At 65.7% G+C, this 24,310-nt stretch carries 22 protein-coding genes and 1 riboswitch; of the genes, 5 read left to right on the top strand and 17 right to left on the bottom strand.

The annotated features are described in order from the left end of the window. Nucleotides 1-30: 30 nt before the first annotated feature. The 4 genes from AC1DJH_RS26240 to AC1DJH_RS26225 all read left to right on the top strand — a co-directional run bounded on the left by AC1DJH_RS26240 (nt 31) and on the right by AC1DJH_RS26225 (nt 5,585). Complete coding sequence (locus AC1DJH_RS26240; protein WP_478187719.1) at nt 31-1,956, top strand: hypothetical protein; 1,926 nt, start codon at nt 31-33, stop codon at nt 1,954-1,956. Nucleotides 1,957-2,018: 62 nt separating this feature from the next. After that, nucleotides 2,019-3,002 carry a class I SAM-dependent methyltransferase gene (locus tag AC1DJH_RS26235; RefSeq protein WP_478187718.1) on the top strand — a complete coding sequence of 328 codons (984 nt, stop codon included), beginning with the start codon at nt 2,019-2,021 and terminating at the stop codon, nt 3,000-3,002. 8 nt (nt 3,003-3,010) lie between these two features. After that, nucleotides 3,011-4,429 carry an MBOAT family O-acyltransferase gene (locus AC1DJH_RS26230; RefSeq protein WP_478187717.1) on the top strand — a complete coding sequence of 473 codons (1,419 nt, stop codon included), beginning with the start codon at nt 3,011-3,013 and terminating at the stop codon, nt 4,427-4,429. A gap of 1 nt (nt 4,430) precedes the next feature. Beyond that, nucleotides 4,431-5,585 (top strand): alginate O-acetyltransferase AlgX-related protein, encoded by a 1,155-nt coding sequence (locus tag AC1DJH_RS26225; protein WP_478187716.1) that lies wholly within the window; start codon nt 4,431-4,433, stop codon nt 5,583-5,585. Nucleotides 5,586-5,594: 9 nt separating this feature from the next. Here the strand turns inward: AC1DJH_RS26225 and AC1DJH_RS26220 are convergent, their stop codons facing one another. From AC1DJH_RS26220 to rfbB, 14 genes are all read right to left on the bottom strand, one after another. After that, nucleotides 5,595-6,362: a PIG-L deacetylase family protein gene (locus tag AC1DJH_RS26220; RefSeq protein ID WP_472120607.1), complete on the bottom strand. Its 768-nt coding sequence runs from the start codon at nt 6,360-6,362 to the stop codon at nt 5,595-5,597. A 17-nt stretch (nt 6,363-6,379) separates the two neighbouring features. Beyond that, nucleotides 6,380-7,726, bottom strand: coding sequence for an ANL family adenylate-forming protein (locus AC1DJH_RS26215; RefSeq protein ID WP_478187715.1), 1,347 nt, complete (start codon nt 7,724-7,726; stop codon nt 6,380-6,382). Nucleotides 7,727-7,736: 10 nt separating this feature from the next. After that, nucleotides 7,737-8,759 (bottom strand): 3-oxoacyl-ACP synthase III family protein, encoded by a 1,023-nt coding sequence (locus AC1DJH_RS26210; RefSeq protein WP_478187714.1) that lies wholly within the window; start codon nt 8,757-8,759, stop codon nt 7,737-7,739. Then, the gene (locus AC1DJH_RS26205) at nt 8,749-9,411 is read right to left on the bottom strand and encodes an MBL fold metallo-hydrolase (protein ID WP_478187713.1); all 663 of its coding nucleotides are present in this window, start codon (nt 9,409-9,411) and stop codon (nt 8,749-8,751) included. The genes AC1DJH_RS26210 and AC1DJH_RS26205 overlap by 11 nt, the downstream gene beginning before the upstream one ends. Continuing rightward, nucleotides 9,411-10,112, bottom strand: a complete 702-nt coding sequence (locus AC1DJH_RS26200; protein WP_478187781.1) for an SDR family NAD(P)-dependent oxidoreductase — start codon at nt 10,110-10,112, stop codon at nt 9,411-9,413. The genes AC1DJH_RS26205 and AC1DJH_RS26200 overlap by 1 nt, the downstream gene beginning before the upstream one ends. Nucleotides 10,113-10,114: 2 nt before the next feature. Next, nucleotides 10,115-10,402 (bottom strand): hypothetical protein, encoded by a 288-nt coding sequence (locus AC1DJH_RS26195; RefSeq protein WP_472120599.1) that lies wholly within the window; start codon nt 10,400-10,402, stop codon nt 10,115-10,117. Nucleotides 10,403-10,417: 15 nt separating this feature from the next. Next, nucleotides 10,418-11,575: a hypothetical protein gene (locus tag AC1DJH_RS26190; protein WP_478187712.1), complete on the bottom strand. Its 1,158-nt coding sequence runs from the start codon at nt 11,573-11,575 to the stop codon at nt 10,418-10,420. Continuing rightward, nucleotides 11,512-11,868 carry a hypothetical protein gene (locus AC1DJH_RS26185; RefSeq protein WP_478187711.1) on the bottom strand — a complete coding sequence of 119 codons (357 nt, stop codon included), beginning with the start codon at nt 11,866-11,868 and terminating at the stop codon, nt 11,512-11,514. The genes AC1DJH_RS26190 and AC1DJH_RS26185 overlap by 64 nt, the downstream gene beginning before the upstream one ends. A 47-nt stretch (nt 11,869-11,915) precedes the next feature. Then, nucleotides 11,916-12,914 (bottom strand): glycosyltransferase, encoded by a 999-nt coding sequence (locus AC1DJH_RS26180; protein ID WP_472120595.1) that lies wholly within the window; start codon nt 12,912-12,914, stop codon nt 11,916-11,918. Beyond that, entirely contained in the window at nt 12,911-15,334 is a 2,424-nt protein-coding gene (locus AC1DJH_RS26175) for a hypothetical protein (protein WP_478187710.1), read from the bottom strand. Before AC1DJH_RS26175 ends, AC1DJH_RS26180 begins: the two co-directional genes overlap by 4 nt. A 158-nt stretch (nt 15,335-15,492) precedes the next feature. Beyond that, the gene (gene rfbC, locus AC1DJH_RS26170) at nt 15,493-16,041 is read right to left on the bottom strand and encodes a dTDP-4-dehydrorhamnose 3,5-epimerase (RefSeq protein WP_472120591.1); all 549 of its coding nucleotides are present in this window, start codon (nt 16,039-16,041) and stop codon (nt 15,493-15,495) included. Next, a complete protein-coding gene (gene rfbA, locus AC1DJH_RS26165; protein WP_478187709.1) occupies nt 16,038-16,934 on the bottom strand; it encodes a glucose-1-phosphate thymidylyltransferase RfbA in 897 nt (298 codons plus the stop codon). The genes rfbC and rfbA overlap by 4 nt, the downstream gene beginning before the upstream one ends. A 27-nt stretch (nt 16,935-16,961) precedes the next feature. Continuing rightward, complete coding sequence (gene rfbD / locus AC1DJH_RS26160) at nt 16,962-17,852, bottom strand: dTDP-4-dehydrorhamnose reductase (RefSeq protein ID WP_478187708.1); 891 nt, start codon at nt 17,850-17,852, stop codon at nt 16,962-16,964. Next, the gene (gene rfbB / locus AC1DJH_RS26155; protein WP_478187707.1) at nt 17,849-18,928 is read right to left on the bottom strand and encodes a dTDP-glucose 4,6-dehydratase; all 1,080 of its coding nucleotides are present in this window, start codon (nt 18,926-18,928) and stop codon (nt 17,849-17,851) included. Before rfbB ends, rfbD begins: the two co-directional genes overlap by 4 nt. A gap of 244 nt (nt 18,929-19,172) precedes the next feature. Beyond that, a riboswitch (glycine riboswitch) is annotated at nt 19,173-19,289 on the top strand. Nucleotides 19,290-19,381: 92 nt separating this feature from the next. Here rfbB and AC1DJH_RS26150 point away from each other — a divergent pair. Continuing rightward, the gene (locus tag AC1DJH_RS26150) at nt 19,382-20,683 is read left to right on the top strand and encodes a D-amino acid dehydrogenase (protein WP_478187706.1); all 1,302 of its coding nucleotides are present in this window, start codon (nt 19,382-19,384) and stop codon (nt 20,681-20,683) included. Between the two features lie 9 nt (nt 20,684-20,692). On the opposite strand, the gene AC1DJH_RS26145 is transcribed toward AC1DJH_RS26150, so the two are convergent. The 3 genes from AC1DJH_RS26145 to AC1DJH_RS26135 all read right to left on the bottom strand — a co-directional run bounded on the left by AC1DJH_RS26145 (nt 20,693) and on the right by AC1DJH_RS26135 (nt 24,288). Beyond that, nucleotides 20,693-21,973 carry an FIST signal transduction protein gene (locus AC1DJH_RS26145; RefSeq protein WP_472120582.1) on the bottom strand — a complete coding sequence of 427 codons (1,281 nt, stop codon included), beginning with the start codon at nt 21,971-21,973 and terminating at the stop codon, nt 20,693-20,695. Nucleotides 21,974-22,018: 45 nt separating this feature from the next. After that, a complete protein-coding gene (locus AC1DJH_RS26140) occupies nt 22,019-22,774 on the bottom strand; it encodes a PhaM family polyhydroxyalkanoate granule multifunctional regulatory protein (protein WP_478187705.1) in 756 nt (251 codons plus the stop codon). Between the two features lie 68 nt (nt 22,775-22,842). Further along, nucleotides 22,843-24,288, bottom strand: coding sequence for an aminotransferase-like domain-containing protein (locus tag AC1DJH_RS26135; protein ID WP_478187704.1), 1,446 nt, complete (start codon nt 24,286-24,288; stop codon nt 22,843-22,845). Nucleotides 24,289-24,310 lie beyond the last annotated feature (22 nt).

Here is a 24,310-nt window from a genome sequence, read left to right as displayed (position 1 = left end):
GCGGTTCCACGACCCAGCCAGCCGCCACAGATGCACGCGTCCATTCCTTCCACCAAAGCCCGGCTGCTTCCGATCCTCGCTATCTCCGTCCTGACGGCGCTCGCGTTGTTTCTTTTGGAAGGCGCCAAGGGCCTGAATCTCTGGGACGAAGGCTTCTTCTGGTACGGCGTGCAGCGCGTCATGCACGGCGAGGTCCCGTTGCGCGACTTCCAGGCCTATGACCCGTTCCGTTACTACTGGTCCGCCGCGCTGATGGGGCTCTGGGGCGGTGACACGGGCATGCTCGGGTTGCGGGCCTCGGGCGCCGTGCTGCAGGTGGCGGGGCTCTTCTGCGGCCTGCTGGTCATTGCAAGAGGTGCCCGGCCGGACCGAAATCGCCTGTATCTCGCCGCCGCATCCATCGCCTTGGCCGTCTGGATGATTCCGCACTTCAAGATGGCGGACATGTGCGCGTCGATCCTGCTGATCGGCGCGCTGACGATGTTGATCGAGGCCCCCACCGCGCGCCGCTACGTTCTGGCGGGCGTGTGCGTGGGCTTTTCGGCCTTCATGGGCCGCAACCACGGCATGTACGGACTTGCCGCGGCGGGCGCGACCATCCTCTGGCTGAATCTCCACCGCACGCAGGGCCCCGCGTTCGTGCGCGCAGCGCTGCTGTTCGCCGCCGGCGTCGCGCTCGGGTTTTTGCCCGTTGTCGCGATGCTGCTGCTGGTTCCCGGGTTCGCATCGGCGTACTGGGAGGGCATTCGCTTCCTGTTCGAAATCAAGGCGACCAACATCGGCCTGCCCGTGCCCTGGCCCTGGCGCGCCGACTTTTCAGGGCCGGTAGCGGCCATCGTGCGCGACGTGATGCTCGGCGTGTTCTTCATTGCGACGCTCGCGTTCGGCATCGTTGCGATGATCTGGGTGGTCTGGAGCCGCTGGCAGCGCAAGCCGGTGGTGCCTGCGTTCGCCGCATCCGCGTTCCTTGCACTGCCGTATGCGCACTACGCCTTCTCGCGCGCAGACTTCTATCACCTGGCCTTCGGGATTTTCCCGCTGCTCGTCGGCTGCTTCGCGCTCGCGCTCGCAAAGCCGGGCGCAAGAACCCGCTGGGGGGTCGTGGGCGCCCTGCTCGCGGCCAGTGTCTTGACGATGTACGGCTATCACGCAGGCTGGCAATGCCGCTCCGCCGAGCGCTGCGTGGACGTCGAGGTGTCCACCAGCCGCATGCGCGTGGACCCGGCCACTGCCAAGGAAGTGGACGTCCTCCGCCGGATTGCCAGGCAGTACGCGGCCGGGGGACGAAACTTCGTCGCTGCGCCGCTATGGCCCGGGGCCTACGCGCTGCTGAACCAGAAGTCGCCGGTGTGGGAGATCTATGCGCTGTTCCCCCGCCCCGCCGCGTTCGAGGAGGTGGAAATCGCGCGAATCAAGGCCGCCGATCCGGGCTTTGCGCTGATCTACGACCTGGCACTCGATGGCGACGAACAGTTGCGCTTCAAGAACTCGCATCCACTGACCTACCGGTACTTTGCCGACAACTTCCAGCGCGTGCCCAATCCGCTGAAGCCCGAACTCGAGCTCTTCGTTGCCAAGGGCAACCCCGGGCTCGCCAGCAAGCCCGAATTCCTGCAGAAGAGCACCGAGGAACTCGCCAAGCTGGCCGCCGGTGCCGCAAGGATGCGCATCCTGAATTGGGGACCGCGCTCGGCACCTGCCGGTACGGTGCCGAACGCCCAACCGGACGGCAGCGCCGGCATCTGGGTGCAGGTTGCCGACGCGGACGACATCGGTGACGTCCGGATGACGCTGGACGGCAAACCCGCGTCGTCAACCGGCGTCTCCCCGGCCGCCATCACGGCAGCTTTCGCACCGGCGCTTTTCAGCGCTGAAGGCGAGCATGAAATCGCCATCGAGCAGCTTTTCACGGGCGCCGTGATCAAGGTCGGCCGCTTCTCGGTGACGCCGAAATAGCGCTTGCCGGGCCTGCTGCACAATCGAGCCCGCTTTTTCCAGCCACACACCAGCCAGAAACCATGATCTTCGACGCCGTCCAGCCCAACCTGGCCATGTTCATCCGCCCGCTTCGCCTGGTCTCCAGCGGCTGGACCGGGCATGTGCCCTTCGGCGCATGGCTCACCGCCGTGCAGCAGCCTCGCGTGCTGGTCGAACTGGGCTCGCACTTCGGCATGTCGTATGCGGCCTTCTGCCAGACCGTGCAGAACGAGGGCCTCAACACCAAGTGCTATGCGGTCGACACCTGGCAGGGCGACGAGCACGCGGGCTTCTATGGCGACGGCGTCTACAACGACCTGGCGGCGTTCAACGACAAGCATTTCGCGGGTTTTTCGCGTCTCATGCGCATGACCTTCGACGAGGCCACAACCTACTTCGAGGACGGCTCGGTCGACCTGCTGCACATCGACGGGCTCCACACCTACGAGGCCGTGAAGCATGACTTCGAGAGCTGGCTGCCCAAGCTGTCGGACCGCGCCATCGTGCTGTTCCACGACACCAACGTGCGCGAGCGCGACTTCGGCGTGTGGCAATACTGGGCCGAGATCACGAAGAAGTATCCCGGCTTCGAGTTCGATCACTCGGCAGGCCTGGGCGTGCTGGCCGTCGGCCCCAACCAGCCGGCGGAAGTGCGCAAGCTCCTGGACCTGCCCAAGGATCAGGCCGGCGCCAAGGCGGTGAAAGAGGTGTTCTCCAGCCTCGGCGAATCCGTGCTGCGCCGCTGGGAACTCGAGAGCACGCGCCAGGAACTGGCTTCCAAGGCGTCTGACGTCCAGCGTGTGCTCGCCCAACTGGCCAATGTCGACAAAGAGCTGAGCACCCTGCAGAAGGACCACCGTCACGCGGCCAGCGTGCTTTCGGAGCGCGACGTGCTTCTGAAGGAAAGCCAGCAGCGGGTCGCCGCGTTGTCCCAGGTAGAAGAGGCCCATCGCCAGGTGACCGGTTCGTTGTCGTGGCGCATCACCAAGCCGCTGCGCGCCGCGCGCCGCATGTTCAAGGGCTAGAACGCAAAGTGACTTTCAGTTCGCCCGGCTTCCTGTTCGGCTTCATGCCGATCGTGTTCCTGCTGTATTTCGTTCTTCCCGCACGCTCGCGCAACGCGTTCCTGATGTTGGCGAGCTTTGCGTTCTATTTCGTGGACGCCGGGCTGGTGTCGGTGGTTCTGCTGGGGTCGGTGGTCGTTAACGCGATCATCGGCAACGCGCTTTACCGCATGCCCGCCGACGGCCGAGCCCGCGCCTTGCTGGCGGTCGGCGTGGTCACCAACCTGGTGCCGCTGATCTACTACAAGTACTGGAACTTCATGCAGCGCGCGGCACTGGACGCGGCCGCCGCGCTCCAGATGCCCGCGTCATGGACGCTCAGCGACATCGTGCTCCCTGCGGGCATTTCGTTCTTCACGTTCCAGGGCATCTCGTACATCGTCGACATCTACCGGCGCGACGCGCCGCCCGCGCCCACGCTGGTCGACTTCGGCATGTACCACACGCTGTTTCCCCAGCTCATCGCCGGGCCGATCGTGCGCTACAGCGAGCTGGTGAGCCGCATCCAGCACCGCCCCGTTCGCCTGGAAGACGTGCATGCCGGGCTGCTGCGCTTCTGCCTCGGCCTGGCCAAGAAGATCGTCATTGCGGACAACGTGGGCGTGGTCGCCGACCGCATGTTCGGGCTGCCGGCCGACCAGCTCGGCACCGCCGCCGCCTGGATCGGCATCCTGGCGTACACGCTGCAGATCCTGTTCGACTTCTCGGGCTATTCCGACATGGCGATCGGCATGGGCCGGATGCTGGGGTTCAAGTTTCCGGAAAACTTCAACCAGCCCTACCGGTCGCACAGCATCACCGAGTTCTGGCGGCGCTGGCACATGACGCTGTCGCGCTGGTTCCGCGACTACCTGTACATCCCGCTGGGCGGCAACCGCGCGGGACCGGTGCGCACGTACCTCAACCTGCTCATCGTGTTCGTGCTGTGCGGCCTGTGGCACGGAGCGGCCTACACCTTCTTGCTGTGGGGGCTGTTCCATGGCGTGCTGCTGGTCATCGAGCGGCTGGCGCTGAACCGGTTCGGCTGGACGCCGCGCGGCTTCAGCGGCTGGCTGACCACGCTGCTGCTGGTGATGGTCGGCTGGGTGCTGTTCAGGGCGCCGTCGGCCGGCGTGGCCGGGCACTACCTGATGGCAATGGCCGGCGTGACCGCAGGCGAGACGCCCGCAGCCGCATGGTCCGTGCTGACATCCGACAAGCTGCTCTTTCTGGTGATCGGCAGCGTGGCGGTGCTGGTGCCCGAAAACTGGCGGCTCTCCGCCTGGCAACGTGCGGGCGACTCGATCGCCGCGCCGGTGCTGTCGCTGGGCGCCATTGTGCTTTTCGCCTACTCGGCCATGCTGATCGCAGCCAACGGATTCAATCCGTTCATCTATTTCCGCTTCTGAGATGCGCTCCACCGCCACCCGCCGGATCTTCATCGCGGCCTTCTTCGTCCTGACGCTGCTGCCGGGCCTGCAGATGGCCACGCGATGGCTGCCTGAGATGACCATCGACGAGCAGCGCACGCTCGCGGCCCCGCCGAGCATGGCGCACCCCGATCGCTACCTGCAGCAGGCCAACAGCTGGTTCTCGGACCACTTCGGGTTTCGGGCACTGCTGATCCGGCTCAAGGCCACGGTCGATTACCGCCTGTTCCGCGTGTCCGACAAGGTTCACGTGGGCCGGGACGGCTACCTGTTCTACCGCAGCACGCTCGACGTCGAAAAGCCGGCCGTCGACGCCTACCTCGGCACGCACGAGGCCGCCGTGGTCGAAGGCGTGCGGCGCTATGCCGAAGCCCTGCAGCAAAAGGGCATCGGCATGGTGATGGTCGTCAACCTGCTGGGCGACCGGTTCCTGCCCGACAAGTTGCCGGCCTCGGTTGCAGAGCGGCCACCCTTGCGGCGCATCGACAGCCTGCTCGACAAGCTGAAGCAGGTGCCCAACGTGACCTTCATCGACAGCACGGTCATCCTGAAGGACGTCGAGAAAACGCGGCCGATCTTCCATCGCACCGACTTTCACTGGAACGACCCCGCGGCCTACCCGGTGGCCAAGGGTGTCGTCGACGCGATGAGCCGTGCCGAAGGCCTTGCGGGCAGCACGTGGACGCATCCGCTGCACTACGAAACGCAGTCCTACAGCGGCGGCATCGCCCGCTTCATGCCGCTGCTGCGTTCGCCGTCCGAAAAGTCCCTCTTCGTGACACCGTCATGGCAATGGCCAGGGGGATTCACCAGCGTGTCGGGGCCGGCACCGTATACCGACGTCAGCCACGTCGCTCCCGGCAGCAAGGGTTTGCTGCACCCGGTTCTGTTCGTGGGCGACAGCTTCATGGACGCCTGGATGCGCAACGGCATGGCGGCGTATTTCGAGTCGTCTTACCGTTTGCGCTGGGGCGAGGGCTTGCGCCTGTCGGCGATCACCTCGGCCATACCTTCGGATGCCCGGTGGGTCACGGTGCAGTTCATCGAAGTGCAGCAGCCTGCGCTACTGGCTTTCGCGGACGAGGCAGACGTCACGCGTGCGATCAAGCTGCTGGACGGGCGCTCTGCCCCCTGAGTCAAGAGGTCAAGCGTTCGAGCGCGTGAATGTGGCAACGCGCTCGCTGAGCGCCGCCCAAGTAGTGAATTGCCGCCGCTCATAGTAAAGCGCCCCTTCATGCGGCCTCGAGGCCAACCGCTCGGGAGCCACCGGCTGCATTGCATCCCGCCCGCCAAACACATAGTGCAGCAGCACGAACGGAAACAGGCCGATCCAGGTCTTGCGCTGCGTCGGGTAGCTGAGGCAATGGCGCATGAACGCGATACGGTGTCCCCACGGAACCGCGACGGGCTCCACCGGCCCGTTCATGGGCAGCGGCCGCATGACGTTGAACAATTGCCCCGGGCGCTTGTAGCCGTTGTACAGCGGCGATTGCCTTGCCAGGTGCAGCAGCCCCGCCTGCAGCGCGACGGTAACGCCCACGGCATGCAATGAATCATGGTCGGGATGGCCGCCCTCCCAGGCCGGCAGGTACAGCCCGCGCAGCGACGGGCAGGCGTCGATCCAGCCGCGCAACCAGGCCGCGGCATCGTCGAGGCGGTGCATCAACGCGCCGTCGTCGATCTGCAGCTGCTGCCCGGCAAAGATCACGTCGCCCGCCCCGACGCCGAGCTTTTCCAGCACGGCGAGCGACTCGCGATTGCGCGCCTCGGGAGACGCACCGCCCACGGTGCCCGTGGTCATGAACGCGCAGACCACCCGCGCGCCGGCGGCCCGTTCATCGAGGATCTTCTGGAACACACCGAACTCGTCGTCCTGATGCGCAAAGAGAAAAAGTGCGGTGCCTGCGGTCATGCCACGACGGTTCGCGTTCAAGACTTGGCGCGTACGCGCTTGAGCCGGTGCGACTGCGCGATTTCGGCCACGAACTTGATCTTGGCCGGGATCATGAACGGCTGCAGCCGCTCCTTGCCCAGCTTGCGGATGCCGCTGCGCGCCGCCGCCTCGTCGAAGCCCTCGCGCAGGATGACCTGCGCACAGACGATCTTGCCCAGCAGCGGGTTGGGCTCGCCGTACACCACGGCATCGGCCACTTCGGGGCAATCGAGCAGCACGGCCTCGACTTCGGCCGGGTACACCTTCTGGCCGCCGACATTGATGATGTCGGACTGCCGCCCCAGCACGCGGATCCATTCGCCGTCGGTTTCGACCAGGTCGCCCGTCATGAGGAAGCCGTCTTCCGTGAACGGACTCGGCGCATTGATGTACCCCAGCATGGCCGAATCGGCGCGGATCTGCAGCATGCCGTCGACCACGCGCACGTTGTAGCCTTCGCCCCCGAGCTTGACCCAGAGCGAATCGGGCGAACGCGACTTGGCGCGCAGCACGCCGAGTTCGATCATTCCGTAGGTCTGGCGCAGCTCGATGCCGGGGAACACCTTGCGCAGGTTCCTCAGCGTCGTCTCGGGCATCGGCTCGGCGCCGTAGGTGATGAGCTTCAACGAGCCGAGGTCGTGCCCCAGGTAGGCCTTGCTGATCAGCAGCATGCTCAGGAAACTCGGCGTGGCCGGCAGCAGCTCGATGCGGTGTGCCGCCACCAGCGCGCACACCTGCTCGGGCGAGCGGCCGGCCGGCACGACGATGAGGCACAGGTTCGACAGGCAATGCAGCAGCGTGTTGAGGCCGCCCCAGTGGTCGAACAGCAGGAAGTTCAGGGTGATCATCGCGGGGCGAACCGCGTGGAACTTCTCCATGAGCTTGGAGAAATCGTGCACCACGGCCTTCGGCTTGCCCGACGAGCCGGAAGTGAAGAGCACCAGGCCGGGCGCGGCGCGCTCGATTACGATCTTGTACAGCTCGGGCAACGGACCCGCGGCGAGCTTCTCGAAGCTGGCCTCGGTCTTCGACACGTCGATCAGCCATTCGGGCGCCACGTCGTCGATCGAAGCGCCGAGGCTGTCGTAGGCCTCGGGCGTCAGCGGAATGATGATGCAGCAACGCTCGATGAGTGCGAGCAGCATGCTCACGGCCAGCGCCGAATAGTCGCCGCGCAGGATCACCGGCACGCCGGGCTGCACGCCTGCGGCTTCCAGCGCTTGCTGCTGCTGCGCAATGGCGGCCGACAGTTCGCCGTAATTGACGGAAGCGCTACGAAAGACAACCGCCGGGGCTTCTGGTTTCGACGCAAATCGGTCGAGAAGAAATTGGATCTGGCTCACGGTCTGGCCTTCAAACTTGAATGAGAACGGTGGCCCAGGACAAACCCACGCCAAAGCCGCAAAGAACGATGGTCTGGCCTTCGGCAACGACACCCTTGTCGATGAGCTTGGCCAGCACCACGGGAATGGAGGCCGAGACGAGATTGCCCGTGTCCTCCATGTCGACGACCATCTGCTGCTCGGGTATCTGCAGCGCACGCGAGATGCCGTCGAGCGCCAGCCGGCTGGCCTGGTGAAACACGAACAGCGAGATGTCGGAAACGGCGAGCGCATGCTTGCCGAGCATGTCGCGCACCGCCGTCGGCACGGCGTTGTTGAAGAAGCTCAGCAGGCCGATGCCGTCCATGCGGATGTGATCGTCGCTGTAGATGCGGCCGCTGCGGTCGGGTTCGGCGGGCGCACCGCCGGCGGTCGACGCATGGCGGGCGCCGCCGTTCTTCACGATGAAGCGCTCGGCGTTCTTTCCGGACGTGCCGAAGCTCGCGTCGATCACACGCAGCTTCGGCTGCTGCGCGGAAACAACCGTGGCCGCGGCGCCGTCGCCGAACAACGGCCGGATCGACCGGTCCAGCGGATGCACCAGGCGCGAATAGGTGTCCGCGGTGACGACCAGCACACGGCGTGCGGTGCCGCTGATGACCAGGCTGCGCGCAATGCCCAGCGCGTAGACGAATCCCGAGCAGGCATGCGTGATGTCGAAGGCCATGACCGAGGGCAGCATGCCCAGCCTGCCGTGCAGCAGCACCGAGTTCGGCGGCAGCACATGGTCCGGTGTCTGCGTACAGAAGATCAGGGCATCGATGTCGCCCGCGCCAATGTCGAGGCGCCGGAACACGTCGGCGCTTGCCTGCATCGCGAGGTCGAGCGCAGTTTCTCCTTCGGCTGCGATCGGCCTGGAGGACACACCGGTTCGCTCGATGGTCTTGGACATGTCCCAGTGCGGGTTCTCGGCCTGCAGCTGGTCGTTGGTCACGGTCAGGGCGCCGAGGCTGTAGCCGATGCCCTCGATGCCGACGACGGCGTTATTTGTCATCGAATTTGCTCCAGAACTCGCCGAGGGCGAACGGCTTGCCGTGGCCCGGATGCACGAGATAGCCCGCGTCCAGCTGGCGCAGGGCTTCAAGCGTTTGCGCCAGCTTTTTCTTGTCGCCGCCGGGCAGGTCGGTCCTGCCGGGGGCTCCGGGCAGCAGTGTGTCGCCGCTGAAAAGGTTGTTGCCGACGATCAGGCAGGTGCTTCCGGGCGTGTGGCCCGGCGTGCGCACGACACGCACGACGAACCCGTCGAGCGCCAGTTCGTCGCCCTCCAGCTCGGCCAGATCGCGGTCGAACTCCGGCACCTTGATGCTGGTCTTGCTCTCGAACAGGATCTTGTAGATGTTGGCCTGCTTCATCAGCTTGGCGTCGTCACCGTGCAGGTAGAACGGAATGCCGAACTTTTCCTGCACGGCGGCCACCGCGCCAATGTGATCGTAGTGCGCGTGCGTATTGACAATGGCCACCGGTGTCACGCCGAGCGTGTCGATGAGCGCGAGCAGGCCTTCTGCGTCGCTGCCCGGGTCGACGATCAGCGCCTTGCGCTGTGCATTGCCGACCACATAGCAGTTCTGCCGCCATTTGCCGTTGGTGAAGGTGGAGACGCTGTCGGCGTCGGTGCTGCTTTGGGTGTGGCTCGTGCTGGCGGTCATCACAGCCCCCCGAAATAGAGCGTCTGGCACGTCATGTTGCGCGCCAGGGGAGAGGCAAAGAAATTCACCGCGTGAAGAATCTCGTCCACCTCGAGCACCTTCGGCTTCAGCATGTTCGACTGCTTGGCGGACACGGCCTTTTCGCCGAGCGCCTCGAGCATGCCCGAGTTGTTCACGAGCGACAGGCCCAGCGTGTTGATCGTGATGTCGGCGTTGCCGCATTCCCTGGCGAGCACGTTCGAGAAAGCCTCGACCCCCGCCTTGCTGGCGTTGTAGAGGGAACTGCCGGCACTGCCCAACGGAACGTTGATGGACGAGAAGTTCACGATGCGGCCGTACTTCTGGCGCTGCATCAGCTTTAGCGCTTCCCGGGAAACGAAAAAGGTTCCAAGCAGGTTGGTGCGGATGATGGCCTCGGCATTGGCCGCCCGCGTCAGGATGCCCAGGCTGGCCTGGGAAACGCCCGCGTTGTTGACCAGCAGCGTCAACGGCACCTTGAGCGCCGCGATGTCCTTGAACATGGCGACGACGCTCGGCTCGTCGCTGATGTCGACGACGAAGTGCGTGTAGTTCGGATGCTCGATGTCGGACGACTGCCGCGAGCAACCCGACACGATGGCGCCGGCCGCGAGAAGCCGCTCGACCAGCCCTCGGCCCAGGCCCCTGCTGGCACCGGTGATCAGAATGCGGCCGTCCTGCATGTTCAAGCCAGCAGGTGGGTCACGTGCTGCAGCAGCGTGCCGACGGTGGCGAAGGGGCTCTGCTCGGTCTCGAAGGCGGTGTCGTCCACCACCGTGATGGCCTTGCCGGTCTTCTCTTCGATGATCCGCTCGACGGCGAGCAGCAGGCGCACCAGCGCGAGCGAGTCGACGTTGCTGCCTTCGCTGAGCAGCGCGGTCTGCGGCTCGTTCGCGATCTGCGCATCGGCGTCCTGGTCCGCGTTCACTTCGAGGATCGCCTCGTCGACGATCTGTTTTGCCAAGTCACTCATGATGTTCCTTCCAGTTTAAAAATAGTCCAGGTCTGCCAGCGAAAAGAACAGGTCCGCTCGCGCCATGGCGCCGCGCCTGCCCTCGACGGCATGAACGAATATCGGTGTCGGATGCGGCAGGTGGCGGTCGGGGATGCCGATGAACGGAAAACCGCCCATCCATTTCAAGGCCGGGTTGTGCAGGTTCGCAATGGTGAACACCGCGTCGCAACCGGCGTCGGCCGCCACGCGCGCCGCCATCAGCTTCAGGTGCACCGATTCTCCGCCCGACAGCGGTCGCGACAACACCGAGTCCATGATGACCATGATCTTCAGCCCGGCCAGCTCGACCTGCTTGAACGCCAGGTAGCCCAGGCACTCCTGCTTTTTCCAGAGCCACTTCACGTCACCGCGGAACAAGGTGCCTTTGGAAAACCGCCAGTCGACGAACGCATCGTCGCGCGCGAGGTGAGGGCCTGCATAGTCCCGAAAGCGCCGGAACACCTCAGCCCGTTCGGCTTCTTGCGGCACCGGACCGAACATCAGCCGGGTGCCCCATGCGCAGGCGCCTGCGGCCGCGCGGATCAGCAGCCGCCAGGGTGACGCCAGGAAATTGCCGAATGCGATGAGCACGCGGTTCGACACGAAGCGCCCGATCGCGCCGGCAACGCCGATCGGCAAGCCTGCCGCCTGCAAGGAAAACGCCACCGGGAACTTGAACAGCTTGCGATAGAAGATGTCGCTCACCTCGTTCGAGGTGTGAAACACGACGTCGATGCCTTCGGGCGCACGCACCGCGCGGGTCATGGAGATCATGGTGGCGGCATTGCGCTCTTCGGGCTTCACCACGAGGTCAGTGACCGTGGCCCCTGCGCACGACTCTGCCGCGCCCAGGGACACGCGCCGCGGCTGCAGAAAAGAGCGGCCCACCAGTTCACCCTGCGGGTTTCGGGCGCTGATGCTCGTGGACACGCCGCCCGGGTTGCCCAGGTGCTTCCAGCGAAGGTGCTCGCGGTCGGTGACTTCGGGGGTCGAATACACCGCGGCACCGACGGCGATCTGCTCATCGAGTCCGTCCGCCTGCAGCGCCTCCAGTCGAATCTTGTTCATCGGAATTGCGACGCCCGCACTCAGATTTTCTTGTCGATCGAAAGAACGACGAGCCCGACCACGACCAGCGCCAAGCCCAGCCAATAGCTCCCGCTGGGCATGTTGCGCTGAATGATGGCCTGAAAAATGGCGGTGAAGAAAATCGCGGTCGAAGAAATGGGGTAGGCGTATTTGACGTCGAAACGCGACAGGATATAAACCCAGAAGATCATGGCAAAGCCATAGATGAAAATCCCAAGCCACAGCCATTTGCTGGTGAGCAGGGCATTGATCGACAAGCCTCCCAGCGCAAAAACTTCCTTCGATGCCTGGGACAGCACCAGCTGCCCCGAGCCCATGATCATTGCAAACAGCAATGTCAGTACGACATTAATCATTTGACAGCTTCGTCCATTGTTGGAGTAAATATTTTCCCGTGAATCGGTCACAGGACGCGTCGTGAAATCTTCTTGTGCAGGGGCGTGCGCGGAACCGCGGCAATGTCCTGGCCAAAGAATGAAAGAATCAATTGAATCCCCATCAGGATTGGAAGCGCCGCGAGCATGACCGTGCCCGACGAAGTTTCAACGCCAGCGCGCATGGAATTGATCCAGTGGTAAATACCAAAAACACCGCCGCCGCAAAACAACAGGAGCCCAACGGGCAATTCCAGCGAGCCGAGCGACATGTCGCGCAGATAGTAGTTGTAGCCAATTCGTTTCATGAAATTTCTCGCGTGCTTGAAAAGAAATTCAGTCACGATCTTCGAGATTTTCAAATTGCTGACTTCGTCGCCGTATTGCGCCTCCATCGGCACATCCATGACCACAGCGCGCAGGGTGTTGAGCCGAAAAAGCACATCGGTTTCAAAGAAATAGCGGCGGCTCAGCTTTTCCATGGGCAGATGCTCGGCCACTCGCGCATGAATGGCCGTGTAGCCGTTGGTCGGGTCGAACAGGTCCCAGTAGCCCGACGAGAGCTTGGTCATCAGCGAAAGAACCGCGTTGCCGATGAGGCGGACCTTGGGCATGGCGCGAACCTTTTCCAGGTCGAAGAACCGGTTGCCCTTGGTGTAGTCGGCCTCGCCCGAAAGAATGGGATCTACAAAATTGGGAATGAGCGCCGGGTCCATCTGGCCGTCGCCGTCGATCTTCACGATGATCTGAGCCCCGTCCTTGATGGCAGCGCGATAGCCGGTCATGACCGCACCGCCGACGCCCTGGTTGACCTCATGGAAAACGATGGTGATTCGCGGATCGGTGCAGTTGGCCTTGACGAAATTGCCCGACTGGTCGGGACAGGCATCGTCCACCACGTAGATTTTCCAGACGTACGACGGGATCGATGCAATCAGCGGTGCGATGTGCCGGGTGACCTTGTAGGAAGGGATCACGACCGCGATGCGGGCGCTCGACATCTGCGTTTCGTAGCTGGTGGAAGTCATTGTTTGAAAGATACTTCACTGAAGGTGACGGAAACGTCGGTCTGCCCCGAGGCGTAGACGACGGCAGTGGCTGCTTTCCGGGGCGCCCTGACTTCCATGGAATAGGTCGTGGCGTCGGCGGTGCATTCGAAGACCTGGATGTTCGTCCCGATGAATCGGCCCTTCGCATCCATCCAGTTCACCTGCAGGCGCCCCTGCGTCGGTTGCGTTTCGCAGACGCTCTTTGCGCTGTTCTTGTAGCGGCGTCCGGCGACCACGGGAACCTGCTGCGTCGCCACGGCCGTCACATTGACCGAGATGCGGCCCGCGCGCCTGTCCGGCATGCCGGGGGGCAGATACCAGCCGTCGTCCGCGGCGAAATCGGGGTTGCGCAGCAGCTCTTGCGCGAAGCGATATTGATCCTTGACGCGCCGCACGGCAATGGGCACGAACGCGGCCACCGGGTCGCTCGCCTCCTCGATCAGTTTTCGCTGCACGGGCGTGCCCCAGCCGCTGTCGAGAACGAGGTAGTCGCCGCCCGCCAGCACCAGCGCCTTGGCCATCGAGTCGGTCGACTCGGCAGCGGTCACGGCGCGCTCGAAGTTCAGGTTGTACCAGCTGGGGTACAGCGCATCGGCATGAAGGCCGGCACCCAGCGGCGAGGAGAAAACCGCGACCGGCGAGTCGTCGAGGTTGAGCTTGTTCACCACGTCGACCGCGCTGCGAATGGGCAGCCGGTCGCGCAGGAAAGCTTCCCTGCCCGTCTGGCTGAGCAGCGGCTGCGCCACGATGTCACCGTAGTGGGTCGCCGATTTCAGGAAGACCAGATTCAGCAGGACGACGACCGCACTGGCGATCCAGAGCCCCCGCTTGCCGATCGGCGAGGCGCTTTCCGGCTGGGAAAACGCGGCGGCGATCAACGCGACCATCAACACGAAGGCCGGGAAGATGTAGCGAAGGTAGGCGATGGACTGGAACGTCAGCACCGCCGAAGCCGCGCCCACGAAGAGAATCGCCAGCGCGCGCTGCTTTCCCTTTCGGGCCACCAGCACGACCGCAGGCAGCAGCAGCAGCAGCCACTGGAAGCCGCTCGCGCCCGGCCAGCTTTCCAGGAAGGTTTCGGTGTGGAAGGTCGCCTGGTAGAGCGTGTCCCACTTGAAGCCCTTGGTCCAGCGCGAGTCCTGAAAGTTGGCCAGAGGCCAGAGCTTCGAGCGGAAGATCTCGTTGAAATAGGGGAACAACGGATTTTTGGTGAGCACCCACGCGGTGAGGTAGGGAACGCAGCCCACCAGCGCAAAGAGCCCCAGCGCACGCCCGAAGCGCCCCGCCGATGCCTTGGTGGCCCATACGCGGAAACGCACCAGGAACACGATGAACAACCCCGGCAGGATCGCCAGCGTGATCGCTTTCGCGGCCAGTGCGCCGCCGAGCAGGATGGCGGCCGAGCGGATGTCGGCGGGCCGCTGCCCGTCGCGCTGCAACGCCCTGAAAAGCGACAGCGCGCCGGCGACCGCGAAGGCCGCCCAGATGGATTCGATGTAGAGGCTGCTGCTTTCGAGCAGCGCCAGCGGCGTGGTGAGCAACAGCAGCGCGCCCCACTTCGCACCGGCGCGGCTGCCGCCGGCCCACAGCACGAGTTCGCGCACCAGGCAGCAGGTGGCCAGCACGAAGCCCACATTGACGAGGCGCGCGCCTGTTTCGCCCGCCAGCATGTAGCCCAGCGAGAACAGCCAGTCGCCCATCATCGGCATCACCGCCCACGCATACAGGCTGACGTCGAAGCCCCAGGCGTGGCGCGCCGCGAGGTGCGCGGGAATGAACAGGTGCGAGGCCAGGGCGTCGTGCCCGGTTTCCGGCATCAGCCCCACGACGAAGTGAGCCAGCGCCACGCCGACGATCAGCAGATCCAGCCAGGACGTCGACTTGCTGCGTGCGAAGGTCTTCATCGACAGCAGCGCCGTGCGAACCTGCCGCCAGCCGAAGACGATCGGCAAGGCCAGCGCAATGGCATACAAGCCCGGGTAGTTGATGGGCCGGTGCGCGGCAAGGCCGATCAGCGACCCATAGACGACGGCGCCCACGAGCACCGAGATCAGGGCCGAGGGCGCTTCGCTGCGCTTGCTCCACACCCTCAGCACCGTCGAGCCCACCACATGGCTCGCAAGCGCGATCCACGCCACGACCAGCAAGGCGCCCACCGCGCCCGTGGCCAAAGCAATGGCGGCTGCCACGGCCGCACCGGCCGCGAGGCGGTGGATGCCGAGCCAGCGCGAAAAGATTTCGGCGGCGAACATGCCGCCCACCATCACCACGGCGTAGGGCTTGAGCGCGTCCCACTGGAGGGCGGCGATCGAATGCCAACTCAGCTGATGCAAGCCTGTCGCCGTTGCCACGCCGCCCAGGATGAGCAGGGCAAGCACGGTGGTCCATCTGAAATTCATTGGCGGCGCTTAGAAAAAATGCGAGACGGTGAGTTGTTCATTTTTGCCGTCGTCAGGAACCGGCCGAATGAATGTGGGCCGCAATGCGCAGCCGCATGAGAGAGGAAAACCGAAGGGTGCGCCCGAGAAGCGCCCGTGCCGGCGCGCCGCGCACGGCGTCATTCAAATACTTCGGCGTCGGCCAGGCGCTTGCCCGTCTGGTCCTTGGCGGACAACACGAAATCGGCCTGAAGGTCGGGCCATGCGATGGCGATCGCCGGGTCGTTCCAGGCAATGCAGCGTTCGTTGGCCGGGGCGTAGTAATCGGTGGTCTTGTACAGGAAGTCAGCCGTATCGCTCAGCACCAGGAATCCGTGCGCGAAGCCCGCGGGCACCCACAGTTGCTTGTGGTTTTCTTCGCTCAGTTCCTGCGACACCCATTTGCCGAAGGTCGGCGACTTGCGCCGGATGTCCACCGCCACGTCGAGCACCGCCCCGCGCACCACCCGCACCAGCTTGCCCTGCGGCTGCTGGATCTGATAGTGCAAGCCACGCAGCACGCCCTTGACCGAGCGCGAGTGATTGTCCTGAACGAAATCGACATGGTGGCCGACCGCTTCGTCGAAGGCCTTCTGGTTGAAGCTTTCGAAGAAGAAGCCCCGCGCGTCGCCGAACACCTTGGGTTCGATCACCAGCACATCGGGAATGGCCGTCGGCGTGGCCTTCATGACCGCACCTCGTCGTTCAGCAGGTGCCGCAGGTATTTGCCGTAGCCGCTCTTCTCCAGCGGCGCCGCGAGCTTTTCGAGCTGCTCGCTGGTGATGAAGCCGTTGCGCCACGAGATTTCCTCGGGGCACGCAATCTTCAACCCCTGCCGATGCTCCAGCGTCGCGATGAACTGGCCCGCTTCCAGCAGGCTGTCGTGCGTGCCCGTGTCCAGCCATGCGTAGCCGCGCTGCATGATCTGCACGTTCAGTTGGTCCAGCTCGAGGTACGCCTGATTGACGGCGGTGATCTCCAGCTCGCCGCGCGCGCTCGGCTTCACGGCCTTGGCGATGTCCACCACCTGGTTGTCGTAGAAGTAGAGGCCTGTGACCGCGTAGCTGCTCTTGGGCTTCAAGGGCTTCTCCTCGATGCTGCTGGCCTTGCCCTTGGCGTCGAACGCGACCACGCCGTAGCGCTCCGGGTCCTGCACGTGATAGGCGAACACGGTGGCGCCCGACGGCTTCTTGTCGGCGTCGGCAAGCAGGTTCACGAGATCGTGGCCGTAGAAGATGTTGTCGCCCAGCACCAGTGCGCTCGGCGAGTTGCCCACGAACTTGTCGCCGATGAGAAAGGCCTGCGCCAGGCCGTCCGGGCTCGGCTGCACTGCGTACTGCAGGTTGATGCCCCACTGGCTGCCGTCGCCCAGCAATTGCTGGAAGCGCGGCGTATCTTGCGGCGTGCTGATGATCAGGATGTCGCGCATGCCGCCCAGCATCAGCGTGCTGAGCGGGTAGTAGATCATCGGCTTGTCATACACGGGCAGCAGCTGCTTGCTGAGCGCCAGGGTTGCGGGATGCAGGCGGGTGCCCGAGCCGCCGGCCAGGATGATGCCCTTGCGTTGAGTCGTCGTGGTCATGCTTTTCTTCTCGTGTGAATTCACGCGTCAGAGCGTTTCGCGCAGCATGCGCGCAACGCCGTCCTGCCAGGGGGGCAGGCGCAGGCCGAAGGTGGTCTGCAGCTTGGTGGTGTCCAGGCGCGAGTTGTGCGGGCGCTTCGCCGGGGTCGGGAAGGCGCTGGTCGGCACGGCCTCGACGGCATCGGGGCCGGCCTTGAGCTCGACGCCGGCCTGCTGCGCCAGGCCGAGCACGAAGCGCGCATAGCCGTGCCATGTGGTTTCACCGCCGGCAATCGCGTGATAAAGACCGGCTTTCGTGGGGTCCTGCAGCGTCGCCCGGATGGCGTGCGCAGTAACGTCAGCCAGCAGCTCGGCACCCGTGGGCGCGCCGAACTGGTCGTCGATGACGGTGAGCTTGTCGCGCTCCTTCGCCAGCCGCAGCATGGTCTTGGCGAAGTTGCCGCCGCGCGCCGCATACACCCAGCTCGTGCGAAAGATCAGGTGCCTTGCGCAGTGCTGGGCCACCAGTTGCTCGCCCTCGAGCTTGGTCTGGCCGTACACGCTCAGCGGGCCGGTCGCGTCGTCTTCCTTCCAGGGTGCGCTGCCGCTGCCGTCGAAAACGTAGTCGGTCGAGTAATGCACCATCAGCGCGCCGATCTGCTGCGCCGCCTCGGCCACCACGCCGGGCGAGGTGGCGTTGAGCTTGCGCGCGAACTCGGGCTCGCTCTCGGCCTTGTCGACGGCCGTGTGGGCCGCCGCATTGACGATCACGTCGGGGCGCACCTTGAGCACCGTGTCTGCCAGCTGCTCGGGGCGGCTGAAGTCGGCATGAAAGTCGGTGCTGTCGAAATCGAGCGCCACCAATTCACCCAGCGGCGCCAGGCTGCGCTGCAGTTCCCAACCCACCTGCCCGCCCTTGCCCAGCAGCAGCAACTTCATGCCGCGGCCTTTGCCGGTGCGGCGTCGTACTGTTTTTCAACCCACTCGCGGTAGGCACCGCTTTGCACGTTGCGCACCCATTCGCTGTTCGCGAGGTACCACTCGACGGTCTTGCGAATGCCGGAGTCGAAAGTCTCGGCGGGCTTCCAGCCGAGTTCGCGTTCGAGCTTGCGCGCGTCGATGGCGTAGCGGCGGTCGTGGCCGGGGCGGTCGGTGACGTAGGTGATCTGTTCCTTGTACGGTTGGCCGCCGGCCTTGGGGCTCAGTTCGTCGAGCAGCGCGCACACGGTATTGACGATCTCGATGTTGGGCTTCTCGTTCCAGCCGCCCACGTTGTACGTTTCGCCGAGCTTGCCGGCTTCGAGCACGCGGCGGATGGCGCTGCAGTGGTCCTTCACGTAGAGCCAGTCTCGCACCTGCATGCCGTCGCCGTACACGGGCAGCGGCTTGCCGGCCAGGGCGTTGACGATCATCAGTGGAATGAGCTTCTCGGGAAAGTGGAACGGACCGTAGTTGTTCGAGCAGTTGGTGGTGACCACCGGCAGCCCGTAGGTGTGGTGCCAGGCGCGCACGAGGTGGTCGCTCGCGGCCTTGCTGGCCGAGTACGGGCTGTTGGGTTCGTACTTGTTCTCTTCGGTGAAGGCGGGGTCGGTCTTGGAGAGCGAGCCGTAGACCTCGTCGGTGGACACGTGCAGGAAGCGGAAGGCACTTTTCTGGTCGGCAGGCAGCGCGCTCCAGAAGCCGCGCACGGATTCGAGCAGGCGGAAGGTGCCGAGCACGTTGGTCTGCACGAAGTCTTCGGGGCCGTGAATGGAGCGGTCCACGTGCGATTCGGCGGCGAAGTTGACCACGGCGCGCGGCTTGTGCTCGGCCAGCAGGCGGTCGAGCAGCGCGCTGTCGCCGATGTCGCCCTGCACGAAGATGTGGTTCGGGTTGCCCTTGAGCGACGCGAGGGTCTCGAGGTTGCCCGCGTAGGTCAGCTTGTCGAGGTTCACGACCGGCTCGTCGCTGTTCGCGATCCAGTCGAGTACGAAATTGGCGCCAATGAAGCCAGCGCCGCCGGTAACCAAGATCATGGGGTCCCCTGTGTTTGAAGCAATTGCCCTGCGGCAAATCAACTGGCGATTATCCCATTGGGCCGACAGGCCGAAACACAAGGCGTTACCGTTCACTTCAGGCCGTGTTTACAATCGGCCACACTGCAGGAGAGCGGGCCACCCCGGTGGCCCTACCGAAGGCGCAAACTCCCATGAACGCTCAGGTCGGCCCGACGAGGTCTTCGAAGAAGATTTCGGCAAGGGGTCAGTACTGCATCAACTGACAACGCCGTCTGGAGAGCCATCGCACCACGCCCAGTGGCAACGATGCACCGAAGGAGCAAACCCGCTGCGGGCGCAGGGGGTGAATCTCTCAGGTACCGAGGACAGGGGGAGCGGCAACTTGGACCACGGCCGTCCGGTTGCCTGCTATTGATTCAATAGCACACCACGCCCGTCGTTCAAGCGCTTCAACCTTAAAAGGTATTTGAAATGCGCGTGATCGTTCTTGGCGCCGGCCTGCTCGGCGTGACTTCGGCCTACTACCTCCAGCAACTCGGCCACGAAGTGACCGTGATCGACCGGCAGGCCACCCCGGCCGCCGAAACCAGCTTTGCCAACGGCGGGCAGATTTCCGTCAGCCATGCCGAACCCTGGGCCAACCCCGGCGCGCCGCTCAAGGTGCTGCAATGGCTGGGCAAGGAAGACGCCCCGCTGCTGTTTCGCATCCGCGCCGACATGCGCCAATGGCTCTGGGGCCTGCAGTTTCTGCGTGAATGCACGCCCGCGCGCACCCGTCACAACATCGCGCAGATCGTGCACCTGGGCACCTACAGCCGCGACACCTTGCAACAGTTGCGCCGCGACACGCGCATCGACTACGACCAGCGCACGCAGGGCATCCTGCACTTCTACACGACGCAGAAGGAGTTCGACGGCGCCCTCGCCCCCGCCGAGCAGATGCGTGCGCTGGGCTGCGAGCGCCAGGTCATCTCGGCCGACGAGGCGGTGAAGATCGAGCCCGCCCTCGCGCACATCCGGCCCAAGCTGGCGGGCGCCACCTTCACGGCCGAAGACGAATCGGGCGACGCCAACCGCTTCGCACGCGAGCTCTCCAAGCTGGCGGCCGCGGCCGGCGTGAAGTTCCTCATGAGCCACACCGTCACCGCGCTGCGCGAAGCCGGCGGCCAGATCGACCACGTCGAGGTGACCGACCACGAGGGCCGCTTCCAGCGCATCCGCGGCGACTCCTTCGTCATGGCGATGGGCTCGCTGAGCCCGCTGCTGGCCGCGCCGCTGGGCATCCGGCTGCCGATCTACCCGGCCAAGGGCTACTCGGTGACGCTGCCCGTGAAGGACGCTTCCAAGGCCCACCAGGTCTCGCTGACCGACGACGAGTTCAAGCTGGTGTTCTCGCGCTATACGTCGGCGTCCGGAGACCGGCTGCGCATTGCCGGCACGGCCGAGCTCAATGGCTACGACCGCGACCTGAACCCGGTGCGCTGCGAAGCCATCGTGCGCCGCGTCGAAGAACTGTTCCCCGGCGCCGGCGACACCACGCAGGCGCAGTTCTGGACCGGCCTGCGCCCCGCCACGCCGAGCAACGTGCCGCTGATCGGCAAGACAAAGCTGCCGAACCTGTTCCTCAACACCGGTCACGGCACGCTCGGCTGGACGCACGCCTGCGGCTCGGGCAAGTCGATCGCGCGCATCGTGAGCGGGCTGGCGCCCGAGGTCGATTTCGCGTTCACCGGCATGCCAGCGCCCAGGCTGCGCGTGCTGCAGCCGGCGTGATCGCCAAGGTCAGTCGTTGCTGGTGAACACCGTCAATACGCCGGTGTAGCCATACAGATGGTGGCGGGCAATTTCGCCCGCCGCAAAGAACCCGACCAGCGGCACGTCGCCCAGCGCATGGCGCACGATCTGCAGCTCGGCGCCGGGCGCGCCGAAGTGCGGCCCACCGCGTCCGGAGCAACTCACGTACACCGCCCCGGCAATGCGCCGCGCCGGGTGCGGCGCGGCCTCGGCCTCGCCTGCGGCCACGGCGCGCGCGGTGGCCAGCGTCTGCTCCTCGGGTTCCAGCTCTTCGCGGATCTCGGCGCAGATGCGCATCAGGTCCGCCCGCGCGGCCTGCGCGTTGCGGCGGCAGAAGGTCAGGCGCATGCCGGCCTCGGCCGTGTCGGCAATGGCGATGCCGCGCCGCGTGGGGTCCAGGCCGATGATGTGGCGCACCAGCACGTCGGCGCCCAGGTCGCCGGTGCGGCGGATGCCGTCGCTGCCCGCGTCGGCCAGCCCCACCAGCGTGTTGCGCACCGCGTCGATGGCCTCCTGCGGACGCTCGAGCGACACCTGCAGGTCGGCCAGCAGCACGTCGAGCGCCGGTTCGCCGTCGAGCTTGAGCAGCAGGTTGCCGTCGGCCTCGGTGATCTCGCGCTCGCGCACCGCGCCCGAACGCAGCGGCTGGCAGCCCTGCGTGACGCGCGACACCACCCGCACGCCCTCGCCGAACACCACGCCCGACATGCCGCCCGAAAACACGCCGCCCGCCGCGCCGTGCCCGCGGATGTTGCCGTTGCCGCCGATGGCGAACTGCAGCGAGCCGTGGCGGCCCGACGACAGCCCGCCGAACAGGTAGCCGGTGTCGGTGCGCCCGGCCATCTCGCCGATGAGTTCGGTCAGGTCGGGCGTGGCGGGGTCGGCATGCACCAGCGCCGTGTGCGCCTCGAAGCCGCTCATTTCGGAGTTGCCCAGCGGCGCCACGCCCGAGAACACGCGGTACTGGTCGCTCGGCAGCGCGCACAGCATCAGGCTGATGCCGGGTTCGTCGAAGTACTCGGCGTTGTTGGCCGACACGCCGATGCCGACCGTGCCCGACCAGTCGGTCACCTCGGGCAGCTCGGCGCTCAGGTGGTCGAGGATGTCCTGCGCGTCGGTGGCGTAGTGGTCGGTGATGTAGAGCAGCCCCAGGGTGGGCGCCGACGCGTAGTCGGGAAGGGCCATCTGTGCGCGCAACTGCGCCAGCACGAGGCCGGCTGCCATGCGCCACTGCGGATGGGTGGCATGACCGGAGGGAAACAACTTCATGATGCGTGCCGACCCGTTCTCTTCAAAAAATATCCGTGTATGACGTCAGCGCCGCGCGGAGGTTCGCTTGCGGGCGGCGGTGGCGGGCTTCTTTTTGGCGGCCGGGGCCTTGCTTGCGGCGGCCTTCTTTGCGGCGGCGGGCTTGCGCGCGGCCGGCGTGCCCATCGCCTTGACGGCATCGGCCAGCGGCTGGGCCATGGCCGGCACCTTGAGCTGCGCCGCGTCCTGCAGCGCCGTGCTGGCGATCTGCTGGAACTGCTCGGTGAGCGCGCCCCACCACTGCATGGGGTCGACCACGCCGGCATTGCCGGCCTTCGGCCTGGCGCGCGACTTCGCCGGTGCCGCTTCTTCCTCGGGTGATCCGGCTTCGGCTTCTTCCGCTTCTTCCGCTTCTTCCGCCTCTTCGGGCTCGGGTGCCGAGGCAGTTGCACCGGCGGCACCGGCTGCAGCCGCCGGCGCCATCGCGGCGGCCTGCTTGGTGAAGGCGCTGGCGATGTCTTCCATGCGCACGTTCATGCCGCGCAGCGTCGACAGGGTCATCTTCTGCACCTCGAGCGCCTGGATCGTGGCCTTGAGCGCATGGCCGTTCTGCTCGAGCCAGTACTGCACGGTCTTGAGTTCCTGGATGCGCTTGTCGACCTCTTCCACGCTCAGCGTGGGCGCCACCCAGCTCGCCAGGCTCGGAATGCCGGGCACCGCGCCAGTGCCGGCCCCTGCGGCCGCCCCCCCGGCAAGGTTCTTCAGGAAGTCGAATCCGGGGACGAACTGGCTGAAGTCGAAGGGCTTGTTGGCGTTGCTCATGGGGGGTCTCCAGGCTGGGTTTTCTTGTGTTGCCAGCTTACTCCAAGGCCCCGGGCTTTTCGCGGCCGTCAGAGCTCGCCGCGCACCTTGCTGAACACCTTCCAGAACGCCGCGTCCTGCGAGGTCGCGAAGTTGATCCGCATCATGGTGCTCGGCGGCCGGCGCGCATGGAACAGCGACCCCGGCGCCAGCAGATAGCCCTGGTCGAGCATGCGTTGCGTGAGCGCGTCGGTGTCCACGCCGGTATCGACCCAGCCGAACAGCCCCGCCGGCTCCGACGCGAAGCTGCAGCCGTGCGACATGGCCAGCTTCACCGCCCGGCTGCGCGCGCCGTCCAGCCGGATGCGCATGCGCTCGGCGTGGCGCCGCAGTTGCCCCTGGTCGATGCACCACGACAGCGCCCGCTCGAACAGCGTGGGCGAGGTCAGCGTGGCCAGCAGCTTGGTCTCCAGCAGCCGCTCCTTCAGCGCGGGCGCCGCCGCAAGGAAGCCGATGCGCCAGTTGGGCGCCAGGATCTTCGCGAAGCCGCTCACGTAGATGGTGCGCTGCAGCCCGTCGAGCGCGCTCAGGCGCGTGGCGTGCTCGGGCGCGAGGTGGCTGTAGGTGTCGTCCTCGACGATGTGGAAGTCGTGCTCGTTGGCCAGTTGCAGCACGCGGTGCGCGCTGCCGGGCGTGAGGCTGTAGCCCGTGGGGTTGTGCAGCACGCTCACGCTGACGAAGAGCTTGGGGCTGTGCAGCCTGCAGTACTGCGCCATCACCTCCAGGTCGGGCCCGTCGGCGCGCCGCGGCACCGGCAGGATGCGCATGCCCAGCGCCTCCAGCCGCGCGAACTCCAGCGCCCAGCCCGGCTCCTCCACCATCACCGGGTCGCCCGCGCGCAGCAGCGTGCGGCTCACGATGTCCAGCGCATGCGTGGCACCGATGGTGGTCACGATCTGCTCGGGCGAGGCCGGCACGTTGATGCCCACCAGCTTCTGCGACAGGCTGCGCCGCAGCGCCATGTCGCCCGCAGGCTCTCCGTACTGCAGCGACAGCTCCTGCAGCACGGCTGTGCTGGTCATGCGCCGCACGGCGGTGGGCATGAAGGTCGACGCCATCCAGTCGGGCGGGAACACGCCCATGCCCGGTTGCGGCTTGTCGCTCGGGCGGTGGAACATGCTGCGGATCAGCGAGCTGGCGTCGGCCGGCACGCGCGAGGCCATCATCTGCACGGCCATCGCGGCGGGCATGCCGTTCACGGTGCCGGCGTCCGGGCCGTTGCCCGGGCGGCCGTCCTGTACCGGTGCCGAGTCCCGCACATAGAAGCCGCGTTGCCGGCGGGCCTCGACCAGCCCCTGCGCCAGCAACTGGTCGTAGGCCGCCACCACCGTGTACGGGCTCACGCCCTGCTGCCGCGCGCATTCGCGCACCGAGGGCAGGCGGGCGCCGGGCGGCAGCAGCCGGGTGCGGATGCGCTCGCCCAGGCGGTCGGCGAGCTGGCTGGTCAGCGACTGGGTGGAGGTGCGTGTCAGCATGCGTGGTTCACTCGCGGCAGGA

The organism is Variovorax sp. 10N412, from assembly GCF_056394985.1.
This window is presented reverse-complemented; position numbering and strand designations above follow the sequence as displayed.